The 12,553-nt window shown below is 51.7% G+C and carries 10 protein-coding genes; 8 read left to right on the forward strand and 2 right to left on the reverse strand.

Annotated features, from left to right (window positions below; translation table 11 throughout):
- Positions 1–106 precede the first annotated feature (106 nt).
- Positions 107–568: a low molecular weight protein-tyrosine-phosphatase gene (locus C173_RS16350; protein WP_036726628.1), complete on the forward strand. Its 462-nt coding sequence runs from the start codon at positions 107–109 to the stop codon at positions 566–568.
- Positions 569–781: 213 nt separating this feature from the next.
- On the opposite strand, the gene C173_RS16355 is transcribed toward C173_RS16350, so the two are convergent.
- Positions 782–1,513, reverse strand: a complete 732-nt coding sequence (locus C173_RS16355; protein ID WP_036726444.1) for an alpha/beta hydrolase — start codon at positions 1,511–1,513, stop codon at positions 782–784.
- 265 nt (positions 1,514–1,778) lie between these two features.
- Here C173_RS16355 and pdhA point away from each other — a divergent pair, with 265 nt between their 5' ends.
- The 7 genes from pdhA to C173_RS16390 all read left to right on the forward strand — a co-directional run bounded on the left by pdhA (position 1,779) and on the right by C173_RS16390 (position 10,182).
- Positions 1,779–2,846: a pyruvate dehydrogenase (acetyl-transferring) E1 component subunit alpha gene (pdhA, locus tag C173_RS16360; RefSeq protein ID WP_036726447.1), complete on the forward strand. Its 1,068-nt coding sequence runs from the start codon at positions 1,779–1,781 to the stop codon at positions 2,844–2,846.
- A 15-nt stretch (positions 2,847–2,861) separates the two neighbouring features.
- On the forward strand, positions 2,862–3,839 hold the full coding sequence (locus C173_RS16365) for an alpha-ketoacid dehydrogenase subunit beta (protein ID WP_036726449.1): 978 nt from the start codon (positions 2,862–2,864) through the stop codon (positions 3,837–3,839).
- 107 nt (positions 3,840–3,946) lie between these two features.
- Positions 3,947–5,596, forward strand: a complete 1,650-nt coding sequence (locus tag C173_RS16370; protein ID WP_036726450.1) for a 2-oxo acid dehydrogenase subunit E2 — start codon at positions 3,947–3,949, stop codon at positions 5,594–5,596.
- Between the two features lie 3 nt (positions 5,597–5,599).
- Positions 5,600–7,012: a dihydrolipoyl dehydrogenase gene (gene lpdA / locus C173_RS16375; protein WP_036726452.1), complete on the forward strand. Its 1,413-nt coding sequence runs from the start codon at positions 5,600–5,602 to the stop codon at positions 7,010–7,012.
- Positions 7,013–7,255: 243 nt separating this feature from the next.
- Positions 7,256–8,050: a thymidylate synthase gene (thyA, locus tag C173_RS16380; RefSeq protein WP_036726453.1), complete on the forward strand. Its 795-nt coding sequence runs from the start codon at positions 7,256–7,258 to the stop codon at positions 8,048–8,050.
- Positions 8,047–8,538 (forward strand): dihydrofolate reductase, encoded by a 492-nt coding sequence (locus C173_RS16385; protein ID WP_036726455.1) that lies wholly within the window; start codon positions 8,047–8,049, stop codon positions 8,536–8,538. The genes thyA and C173_RS16385 overlap by 4 nt, the downstream gene beginning before the upstream one ends.
- Before the next feature lie 156 nt (positions 8,539–8,694).
- Positions 8,695–10,182 (forward strand): glutamate synthase subunit beta, encoded by a 1,488-nt coding sequence (locus tag C173_RS16390; RefSeq protein ID WP_036726458.1) that lies wholly within the window; start codon positions 8,695–8,697, stop codon positions 10,180–10,182.
- A gap of 104 nt (positions 10,183–10,286) precedes the next feature.
- Here C173_RS16390 and C173_RS16395 read toward each other — a convergent pair whose 3' ends face one another.
- Complete coding sequence (locus C173_RS16395; protein ID WP_036726460.1) at positions 10,287–12,287, reverse strand: methyl-accepting chemotaxis protein; 2,001 nt, start codon at positions 12,285–12,287, stop codon at positions 10,287–10,289.
- Positions 12,288–12,553 lie beyond the last annotated feature (266 nt).

Genomic DNA, 12,553 nt, shown 5'->3' on the forward strand with positions numbered 1-12,553 from the left:
AAAAGTTGTACAATTGCCGCGCTGACGCTAAAATAGGGTTAGTGCGTCTGACCGCACCCATCCATTACGGATGATAAGGTATGCTTGAGCGCAGGAGGTGAGAGGGATCGTTAACGTGTTGTTTGTATGTCTGGGGAATATTTGCCGTTCGCCGATGGCGGAGGCTGTGCTGCGCAGCAAGATTGAACAGCGTCAGCTTACGGATCAGATTACAGTGGATTCTGCAGGAACGGGAGACTGGCATATCGGGAAAGCGCCACATGAAGGGACAAGGCGTATCCTTGATCTGCATGGCATCAGCTATGAGCATATGAGAGCAAGGCTGGTAGCCAGTGAGGATTTCGAGAGATTCGAATATATCATCTGCATGGACAAGTCCAACGGGGAGAATGTGCGCAAAATTCCCGGCGGTGAGCAGTCCAAGCTGTTGTTCTTCATGGATCTGTTGCCGGATGAGGAGCTGCGTGAAGTGCCTGACCCGTATTTCACCGGTAATTTCGAGCAGGTCTATGATTTAATCAACGCCGGTTGTGATGTGCTGCTGGAACGGATTATTCAGGAGAAATAAATTATCCTTCTATTTCTCGCTGAAACGGTACCGTCCTTTAAAAGGACGGCAAAGCCGCTTCCACTTGGCAGGCATAGTGCTACAGCCGGACCGGTTGCCGTCCTTATGATTTAAGGAACGGCACCGTATGTCCGATTCGTGATGAAAGCGCAGTCAATCGTACTGCATACATAAGTTCGTAAGATGTTCACTTTTGGGGTTCTATTTGCTGTTTCAGGAGCTGAAGAAATAGAGTAATGATTCCGGGAGCTCTTTTTGCCAAAAACCCCAAAGATGCTGGCCGTCCTTCTCGCGGTAGGACACCGTGGCTCCCTTGGCTTCAAGCATGGCCTTGGTCTCCCGGTTCATCTCCACGAAATCATAGACGCCGGTATCGGTCTTGTAGTCGCGCTCTTCAAGCCCTACAACCATGTTGATCTGAAGCCAGGAGAGATCTTCCTCTTGTGATAACAGCTCGCGGGTCTCGGGATAGTAGGCGCCGGAGAGGCTGAGCACACGGCTGAATAATCCCGGATACGCCAGCGCCAGGTGGAGGGAGACACTGCCGCCCAGGGAATCACCGGCTACGATCCGCTCCTCCGGTGTGCGCCGGACAGGATAATTATGTTCAATGAAGGGAATAATCTCTTCGGCGAAGCATGCAAGGTACTGCTTGAAGCGGCTGCCGAACGGAGCATATTCAGCGGTGCGGACTGCCACGTTCACTTCGACGCCCACTATAATGAAGGGTTCCACATCCTGCTCCAGAATCAGCTGACCAGCCAAGGTGGCAATCCGGCCGAAGTTGAAGAATTCTTCACCGTCCTGGCAGTAGACGACGGGATAGCTGAGTACTTCATTATATCCGGGGGGAAGATAGATACGCAGCTTGCGCTCTTCCTGCAGGTGTTCGCTCCACAGTGTTTGTTTTACAATTGTACGTTTCAGAAAAACAGGTTCGCTCATTGTCAAATCGTCACCTTTCATGTCGGATTTTGCTTAAGACTTAGTGTTGCGTTAAAATTAACCAAGCGGCAAATGTGGGATATATCATTTACTTGATAAATATCCTTCAATCTGTTATAGGATATTTAAACGCCTGTTATACATACAAAATTTATGGAAACATAAATTTTATGCGTATTTCTTTGACGAAACAGATACAACAGGTGTATAATAATTCTATAACAGAGACCACTGATATTCAAATTTTTTTATTGAGGTGAAGATAATGACTAGAGTTCCTTATGAAGTGTATACAGAGGACGTTGAAGCCCTTACGGTTCTTTCCCCGGATGGAGAAATTATCAACAAGGAAATGATGCCTAACCTTACCGATGATCAATTGAAAGAAATTATGTACCGTATGGTATTTACCCGTACCTGGGATGACCGTGCTGTCAACCTGGGCCGTCAAGGCCGTCTCGGCTTCTATGCACCGGTATCCGGTCAGGAAGCTACAATGATCGGCAGCGAGTACGCTTTGCAGAAGGAAGATTTCGTCTGCCCGGGCTACCGCGATATTCCACAGCTCGTATGGCATGGCCTTCCATTATATCAGGCGTTCCTGTATTCCCGCGGACATCAGCATGGCGGACAGATTCCTGATGGCGTTAATGTACTTATGCCGCAGATCATTATCGGAGCACAGATTCTTCATGCTACCGGTATTGCTATGGGCTTCAAATTGAAGAAACAGCAGAACGTTGCAATCACATATACCGGTGACGGCGGTTCGTCTGAAGGCGACTTCTACGAAGGCCTTAACTATGCAGGAGTATACAAGCTGCCGGTGATCTTCTTCGTTCAGAACAACGGCTATGCCATCACCACTCCGTTCTCGAAGCAGACAGCAGCGAAATCCATCGCCCACAAGGCAGTTGCCGCAGGGATTCCCGGAATCAAGATCGACGGTATGGACGTCTTTGCAGTAATCTCTGCTGTACAGCAGGCTGCTGAACGTGCCCGCAAAGGCGAAGGCGCCACACTGATCGAAGCGGTAACCTACCGTTTCCGTCCGCATTCCCTGTCCGATGATGCCAGTAAGTACCGTACGAAGGAAGAAGAAGGCCAATGGAATGAGAAAGATCCGATTGCCCGTCTCGCCAAGTACCTGGAGAAGAAAGGCCTCTGGACTGAAGAGGACACTCTGCGCGTAAGAGAAGAAGCGAAAGCTACTGTCAACGAGCAGATTAAGAAAGCAGAACAGACCGAAAAAATGACCATTCCCGGCTTGATCGACAGCATGTTCGAGGTAACTCCGAAACATCTTGAAGAACAAAAAGCCGATTTTGAATAAGGGGGATATCAGGCAATGGCACAGATGAATATGAAAGAAGCAATTCGTGACGCAATGCGCGTTGAACTGACTCGTGACCCCAATGTTCTTATCTTCGGAGAAGACGTTGGTAATGTAGGCGGCGTATTCCGTGTAACGGAAGGGCTGCAGAAGGAATTTGGCGAGGAGCGCGTCTTCGATACACCGCTGGCAGAGTCTGCCATTGGCGGTTTGGCTTTCGGTCTTGGCGTGCAGGGCTTCCGCCCGATCGCTGAGATCCAGTTCGTAGGCTTCATTTTTGAAGCTCTGGATCAGATCGTTATTCAGGCAGCGCGCCTGCGCTGGCGTTCCGGGGGCAAGTACAATGCTCCTGTAGTCTTCCGCACTCCATTCGGCGGCGGCGTTAAGGCAGCCGAGCTGCATACCGATTCTCTGGAAGGTCTGATCGCCCAGAGTCCTGGGATCAAGGTAGTTATTCCTTCTAATCCTTATGATGCGAAGGGACTGCTGATCGCTTCGATCCGCGACAATGACCCTGTATTCTTCATGGAGCACTTGAACCTGTACCATGCTTTCCGGGCAGAAGTGCCTGAAGGTGAGTATACCGTTGAACTCGGCAAAGCGAATGTAGTACGCGAAGGTACGGATGTATCTATCATTACCTACGGCCTAATGGTACATACAGCGACCAAAGCGGCCGACCAGCTCGAAAAAGAAGGCATCAAAGTCGAAATTATCGACCTTCGTACCGTTAGCCCGATTGATATCGACACCATTGTGGCTTCCATCAAGAAGACTAACCGCGCGATTGTTGTACAAGAAGCTCAGAAGAGCTCCGGCGTAGCCGCTGAGGTTATTGCCCAGATTAACGAAAAAGCTCTGCTGCACCTGGAAGCCCCTGTGCTTCGTGTAGCAGGTCCAGATACAATTTTCCCGTTTGCTCAAATCGAAGATACTTGGATTCCTACCCCTGCACGTGTCATCACGGCAGTTAAGAAAGTCATGGAATTCTAGTAAGTAACGACCTTGCCGTCCTTGTATTTAAGGGCGGCAGCCGTTTCTGTCTTCTATCAAACAGGACTGTTGGAATAACTCAACATAATTTATAGGAGGTTATCAAGGTGGCAAAATTTGAGTACCGGTTCCCTGAGCTGGGCGAAGGTCTGCATGAAGGCGAAATTATCAAAATGCATATCAAAGCCGGCGACAAAGTAACCGATGACGATATCGTAATGGAAGTTCAGAACGACAAGGCGGTAGTAGAGGTTCCTTGTCCGGTCAACGGCACAGTGCTTGAAGTCTTCACCAAGGACGGACAAGTATGCCGTGTAGGGGAAGTTGTAGCCATTATTGATGCAGAAGGCGACATCCCTGAGCAAGAGGGCGGCCATCCGGCAGAGCAGGCTTCCCAGGAAGCTGATGCAGCCAAGGGCGGAGCGGATACTACTTCTTCTCCGGCAACCAGCAGCCCGGCTACTGGCGGAGCAACGAACTTCGAATACAAGTTCCCTGAACTAGGCGAAGGCCTGCATGAAGGGGAAATCATCAAGATGCACATCAAGGTTGGAGACAAAATCACTGACGACGATATCATTATGGAAGTTCAGAATGATAAAGCAGTTGTGGAAGTTCCTTCTCCAGTCAACGGTACTGTAGTCGAAGTGTTCACCAAAGACGGCCAGATCTGCCGTGTAGGTGAAGTTGTGGCGATCATTGCTGCAGAAGGTGATGTTCCTCACGAGGAGGGCGGCCATGCTGAAGCATCCGGTGCCCAGGCAGCAGCTCCTTCCCAAAGTACTGCTCCGACAGCGGCGGCAGCTCCAGCTCCTAACCGTGAAGTACTGGCAACGCCTAGCGTGCGCAAATTCGCCCGCGACAAGAGTGTGGACATCTCCCAGGTGAACGGCTCCGGCAAGAACGGTAAGATCACCCTGGAAGATGTGGAAGCCTTCCTGAAGGGCGGCTCTACAGCACCAGCGGCATCGGCTCCAGCAGCATCTGCACCGGCAGCAGCAGAAGCGCCAAAAGCTAAGGCAGCACCGGCAGCAGCAGCTTCCGGCAATGCAAGTCTGGAAGAAGAACGCGTACCATTCAAGGGTATCCGTAAGGCGATTGCCAATGCCATGGTTAAATCGGCTTACACTGCACCGCATGTTACGATTATGGACGAAGTGGATGTTACGGAGCTCGTTGCCTTCCGTGCCCGCATGAAGCCGGTAGCCGAGAAGAAGGGCGTGAAGGTTACTTACCTCCCGTTCATCGTGAAGGCACTCGTGGCCGCTTCCCGTCAGTTCCCGGCGCTTAACGCGATGATTGACGAAGCTACCAACGAAATTGTCTACAAGAAATACTACAACATCGGTATTGCTACAGATACAGACAACGGTCTGATCGTTCCTGTCATCAAGGACGCTGACCGCAAGAGCATCTGGATGATCGCAAGCGCGATTTCAGATCTGGCTGTGCGCGGACGCGACGGCAAGCTGGCTCCGCATGAAATGAAGGGCAGCACGATCTCGATCAGCAATATCGGCTCTGCCGGCGGTATGTTCTTCACTCCGATCATCAACTTCCCTGAAGTTGCTATTCTCGGAACCGGACGTATCACTGAGAAGCCTGTTGTGAAGAACGGCGAAATCGTTGCAGCACCTGTAATGGCACTGTCCCTGAGCTTTGACCACCGGATTATTGACGGCGCAACAGCACAGAATTTCATGAATTACATTAAGACCCTGCTTGCAAATCCTGATATGTTAGTTATGGAGGTGTAATTAATGGTAGTCGGAGACGCTTCAATCGAAATTGACACATTGGTTATTGGTGCAGGTCCCGGCGGGTATGTGGCGGCAATTCGTGCCGCCCAGCTCGGCCAAAAGGTCATCATTGTAGATAAATCGGAACTCGGCGGCGTGTGCTTGAACCGCGGCTGTATTCCTTCCAAGGCCCTGATCTCAGCCGCTCATCAATTCGAGGCTGCCCAGCACGGTGAAGTATTCGGTGTTACTGCCGAGAACGTCAAGGTGGACTGGTCCAAGACTCAGGCCTTCAAGAACGGCGTAGTCAAGAAAATGACTTCCGGCGTTACCAGCCTGATGAAGGGCAACAAGATCGAAGTATTCAGCGGAGAAGCTATGTTCATCAGCACAAACGAAGCCCGTCTGTTCAATGATCATGAATCCCCGCGTTACAAGTTCAATAACTGCATTATTGCAACGGGCTCCCGTCCGATTGAACTGAAGCCATTCCCGTTCGGCGGACGCATCCTGTCCTCCACGGAAGCGCTGGATCTGCCTGAAATTCCTAAGAGCATGATCGTTATCGGCGGCGGCTACATTGGTGCGGAGCTGGGTCAGATGTATTCCAAATTCGGCACCAAGGTTACCATCATTGAAGGTCTGGATACCGTTCTGCCTGGCTTCGACAAAGACATGACCCGTCTGGTTGCCAAGAATATGTCTAAGACCGGCATTGAAATTGTGACTAATGCCAAAGCCGAATCTGCGGTTCAGAACGACAAGGAAGTTACTGTAAAGTACTCCGTAGGCGGAGAGTCCAAAGAAGTGACTGCTGAATACCTGCTGGTAACCGTAGGACGCCGTCCGAATACTGACGGCGAGCTGGGCCTGGATCTGATCGGCGTTGAGCTGGATGACCGCGGTCTGGTGAAGGTAGACCATCAGGGACGGACTAATATTCCTAACATTTTCGCAATCGGCGATATCGTTCCGGGTCTTGCCCTGGCGCACAAAGCTTCTTACGAAGGTAAGATTGCTGCGGAAGCCATTGCCGGACACAAATCGGTTGTAGATTACAAGGTAATGCCGGCTGTAGTCTTCACAGATCCTGAATGCTCCAGCGTAGGTCTGACCGAGAAGGAAGCTAAGGATAAGGGCTATGCGGTTAAGGCCGGCAAGTTCCCGTTCGCAGGCAACGGCCGTGCGGTGTCCCTGAATGCTCCTGAAGGCTTCATCAAGATTGTAGCGAAGAGCGACAACAATCAGGTGCTCGGCGCACAAATCGTCGGTATCGAAGCTTCCAACCTGATCGCTGAGCTGGGTCTGGCGATTGAAATGGGCGCAACGCTTGAAGATATCGCACTGACCATCCATGCGCATCCAACCCTTGGCGAGATCGTTATGGAAGCGGCTGAGCTGGTAGAAGGCCACCCGATCCACGTAATGAAATAATAACCGCTTAAGCTTATGCGGTAAGAACACAAGAGGATGTTCCCGAAGCCATGCAGATGGTCAGGGAACATCCTCTTTTGACTGAGGTCACTGTCCTGAACGTTCGGAAATAGCTGGCAGTCAGCCCAATTCGGGCAGAGAAATGTATGTTTTTTTGCGTATTTTTATCGTTAGGGAAGTTACAACGACCGTCAGCTCATGGTAAACTAATAGAAGAAAAAAGAGAGTGGGGTGTGATACGGCTTGCGTAATTACTTGGATTTATTGCAGGATATTCTCGACAACGGTACAGCTAAGAGCGACCGGACAGGTACAGGTACAGTGTCCGTCTTCGGGCGTCAGCTCCGCTTCGATCTGTCGAAGGGCTTCCCGCTGATGACCACCAAGCGCATTCATTTGAAATCGGTGGTACATGAGCTTCTATGGTTCCTCAAAGGGGATACCAATACAACGTATCTGAAGGAGAACGGCGTCTCGATCTGGGATGAATGGGCCGATGAGAACGGGGAGCTGGGACCGGTATACGGTTCGCAGTGGCGGGCGTGGGAGAGCAAGGACGGGCAGCATATCGATCAGATTGCGAATGTGATTGAGTCAATTAAGCATAATCCCGATTCACGGCGTCATATCGTTAGTGCGTGGAATGTAGGCGAGATCGAGCAGATGAAGCTTCCGCCCTGCCATTTCGTATTTCAGTTCTATGTAGCGGGCGGCAAGCTCTCCTGCATGCTTACGATGCGTTCGGTGGATACGTTCCTGGGGCTTCCGTTTAACATTGCCAGCTACGCGCTGCTTACGCATATGGTGGCGCAGCAGACGGGGCTTGAGGTCGGAGACTTCATCTGGTCCGGCGGAGATGTGCATATATATACAAATCATATGGAACAAGTGGCCACACAGCTTGCACGGGAGCCTTATGCGCTGCCGAAGCTTAACATCCGCAGAGTACCGGACAGTATTTTTGATTATACCTTTGAGGATTTTGAATTTACCGACTATGTCTATCATCCGGGAATCAAGGCACCGGTTGCTATATGAGCATTACCATGATATGGGCGATGGCCTCAAATGGCGTAATTGGCAAAAATAATGACATGCCCTGGCATTTGCCGCTGGATTTCGCTTATTTCAAAGCAGAGACACTCGGCAAACGGATGCTGATGGGCCGAAAAACCTGGGAGTCGCTGGGCAGCAAGCCGCTGAAGGGCCGTACCAGCCTGATTCTGACCCGCGATAAGAGCTTCGTACCCGAAGGGGCTGAGGTCATCCATACGCTGGCTGAGGCGCTGGCTGAGGGGCGCAAAGAGGATGAGCTGATGGTGATCGGCGGAGCCGAGATCTATAGCCTGATGCTGCCGTATGCCGACAAGCTGCGTGTTACACGGATAGAGGCGGAGATTGAAGGCGATACGACATTCCCTGAGGTAGACTGGAGCCGGTGGAAGGAAGTTTCCAATACACCGGGACTCAAGAATGAGCAGAATCCGTATGATTATCGTTTTATGGTGTACGACCGCAAGGAGTGACAATGAAGCGTTTTCTCTGACACAAGATGTGAAATAGTACAAATAATCAGCAGATTAGTCCATTACAGTGCGAAAGTATTGAATGCTAATATAATTAAAATTAGAAATGGTGTACTATACATCAACACGAAGAGAACGGATGGGGGAAACGTATATATGTCTACACCTACTGGATTTATGGAGTATAAGCGCCAGCTCCCAGGGGACCGCGATCCCGAGCAGCGCGTGAAGGATTGGGAAGAATTCCACGAGCATCTGACCGAGGACGAGCTTCGGACCCAGGGTGCCCGTTGTATGGATTGCGGCACACCGTATTGCCACACCGGCATGGATATGAGCGGCGGTACTTCAGGCTGTCCCGTGCATAACCTGATTCCGGAGTGGAATAACCTGGTCTACCGTGGCTTGTGGAAGGAAGCGCTGGAGCGCCTGCACAAGACCAATAACTTCCCTGAATTTACCGGCAGCATCTGTCCTGCACCCTGCGAGGGCTCCTGTACCGTCGGTCTGATTGGACAGCCTGTTACGATTAAGACGATCGAGCTGGCCATTGTGGACAAGGGCTTTGAAGAGGGCTGGGTAGTCCCGAGTCCGCCGGAGAAGCGTACAGGCAAACGGATCGCCATTGTCGGCTCCGGTCCGGCAGGACTGGCCGCAGCCGCCCAGCTGAACAAGGCGGGTCACACGGTAACGGTCTTTGAGCGCAGTGACCGTATCGGCGGACTTCTGATGTACGGCATCCCGACGATGAAGCTGGACAAACGTGTCGTACAGCGCCGTGTCGATCTGCTGGCTGCAGAAGGTATCGAGTTCGTGGTTAACACGGAGATTGGTAAAGACATTCCGGCGCAGCAGCTGGTGGATGAATATGATGCCGTTGTTCTCTGCGGCGGGGCTACCAAGGCAAGACGCTTCAACGTGGAGGGCCATGACCTCAAAGGGGTTATGTATGCCATGGATTACCTGAACGGCACGATCAAGAGCTATCTGAATTCCAATCTGGAGGATGGCAACTATGTATCCGCCGCAGGCAAGGACGTAATCGTGCTGGGCGGAGGCGACACAGGCTCTGACTGTGTAGCGACTTCCTTGCGGCATGGCTGCAATAGCATCACCCAATTCGGCACTCACGACAAAGCACCGCTTACGCGTGATCCGATTGCCAACCCTTGGCCGCAGTTCCCGAATGTCTACACCCTGGATTATGCCCAGCAGGAAGCCAAAGCGGTCTTCGGTGAAGACCCGCGTGAATTCTCTATCATGACGACGAAGTTCGTCGGCGATGAAGAAGGCAACCTCAAGGAGCTGCACACGGTGCAGATCCGCCGGATGGTGGACGAGACAGGACGGAAGATCTACCAGCCGGTTCCGGGAACCGAGGCTGTCTATCCGGCCCAGCTGGCGCTGATCGCGATTGGTTTCGACGGACCGGAGCAGGATATCATTGAGCAGCTTAAGCTGGATACGGACCGCCGTACCAATGTGAAGGCCCGTTATGGCAAATTCAACACGAACGTGGATAAAGTATTCGCAGCCGGAGATATGCGCCGCGGACAGAGTCTGGTCGTCTGGGCTATCAACGAGGGACGTGAAGCAGCGCGTGAAGTGGATAAATACCTGATGGGTTCGACTGTACTTGCTTAACCCTATATGTACCAAAAAGCCGTCTCTCAGCATTGCTGAGAGACGGCTTTTTATTATGCTGCTATATTATTGAATGGCCTTCACCGCTCACATGATTACGGGGGCTAGTCTTCCAGCTTGAACCGTTCAATCTTAAGCTGCAGATCGCCCGCCATCCTGGACAGCTCCGTAGAGGAGGCGGAGATCTCTTCCATGGAAGCGAGCTGTTCCTCTGTAGCTGCCGTTACACTCTGGAAGGCGTCAGAAGTAGAACGGGAGATGCCGGAGATCTCGTGAACGGAAGCGGCGACCTCCTGCGCTCCCGCTGACATCTGCTCGGTAATAGCCGAGATGTCATGCAGCTGGCTGTTGATTTTGGCTGTAGACTGTTCAATGCTGTTGAAGGATTCCTTGGCTTCGGCGGTAACCTGAATACCCAGCTCAACATCAGCTGCAACGGTATGCCGGATCGCTTCATAGGTCTGGTCGATCAACCGGGTCATCTGCTGGAGGGTATCTTGAATATCTCCGGCGGTATTCTTCGATTGATCGGCCAGCTTCCGCACCTCAGCAGCCACGACGGCGAAGCCCCGGCCCTGCTCTCCGGCCCGGGCCGCTTCAATGCCGGCGTTCAGCGACAGGAGATTCGTCTGTACGGCGATCGCCGAAATTGCACTGCTCATCGCGGACACCTCATCGTTCAAGCCGTTTAATTGCCCGATCAGCTGCGAAGAGTGGTGGGTAGAGGTCCGGATGGCATCCATTTGCTGGCTGACCTGTTCCATCTTCCGGCTGCCGCTGCGCACATCTGCTTCAGTGCTGGCGGAAGAATCGACGATGGAGGCGGCGGCTTCGGCGATCCTTTGAATACCGGAAGACATTTCCTCCATCGCGCGCGAGGTCTCTGCCATGGCCGAGGTCTGTGTCTGCGCACCCTCGGAAGAATCCTGCACCAGTTCAGCCACGTAAGCGGTGGCTCTGGAGTTCTCTTCAGTGGTTGCATTCAATTGCTGGCTGGAGGCTGCGAGTTGTCCCGAGGTGTCCGAAATATCCGATACGATGCCGCGCAGAGAGCCTACCATGAGGTTGTAATTCTGTGCCAGCTGACCGATTTCATCCACCCGGTTCATCTGAATCTGCTCATTCAGATAGCCTTCGCTTACCCGCTGTGCAGAACGGTTCAGGCTGCGGATCGGCTTCGTAATAGAGCGGACAATCAGGTACATCAAGGTTAAGGCGACAATCAGGGCAACGGCCAGAACCATAAGTCCGGTATAGATAATGGGCTGTGAGGCATCCGAGAATTCTTGGGTAGGCAGAATGCCGACAATTTTGAAGCCGGTGTTCGGGTCGGTTGTATAATAACCCTGCATGTCCATCTCCGTGTCCGGATTGGTATAGTGCAGGTCCCCGCTGTCGTTTGCCAGCATTTTCACTATATAATCTGCTACATCCTCACCTGCTGCTTTGCCCGGATAAGAGACGAATTTATTATTACGGTCCACAATGTAGAAGTAGCCGGTTTCACCCGGATGGGTAGTATGGATTCTTTCACTCATTGCCTTGAGATTGAGGCTTGTGGTCACAGCTCCTTTGCCATCCTCCAGCGAATGGGAGATGAACAGCGTATAATTGCCGGTTGTTGCGGAGACAAAAGGATCAATGATTGTAGTGGTACCGGCATTCTGCATGGACGCCTTATACCAGTCCCGTGTACGCGGATCATAATCCTGTTTGCCGGGGTCCGGAGCCTTCATCCAGGCACCTTGTTCGTTGCCCGCCGTAAGAATCTCAAGCTCAGGATGTGCCTTCATGAACTGATCGATGAGTGTGCGTGTTGCGGGAGCCTTCACATCGAGCCCGGAAGACTCAATCTGGCGGCTGAGCAAATCTACATTCCGCATAGCAGCGGATACATATTCTTGAATGGTCCCGGCGACCAGATCTACACTGGAATGCGTGGCTTTCTGCATTTTAAGCTCCAATTCCCCTTTCGCACTGGAATAGGAGAAATAACTGACCAAGAGGATCGGGATCACCAGCATAATGGTGAAAAGCATCATCATTTGTCTTTGCAGTGATCGCGATCTGAGCTTGCCGGTGAAGCGGTTGACTGACTTGAACATTGGAACGGTTCCCCCTCTGGTACATGGAAATCGGCTGGTAGCTAGCCGTTTCTCTCTGAATACCTCAACTCATATTCGGTTTATCGACACATTCTTTTCATATCTTAAGGATTTGGTGTAAAATATTTAATTGCATTCACAATCTATTCATCGCCCGCTTGACGCGGCCTCGAATATCGTATAGATTAAGAACCAACATTTATAACGTAACAGCGTTGACCAAGGACCTGGTATCCGTAAACGCCGTAAGCAGAGAGGGGATTCAC

The organism is Paenibacillus sp. FSL R7-277 (assembly GCF_000517965.1).
GTDB lineage: Bacteria > Bacillota > Bacilli > Paenibacillales > Paenibacillaceae > Paenibacillus_AQ > Paenibacillus_AQ silagei.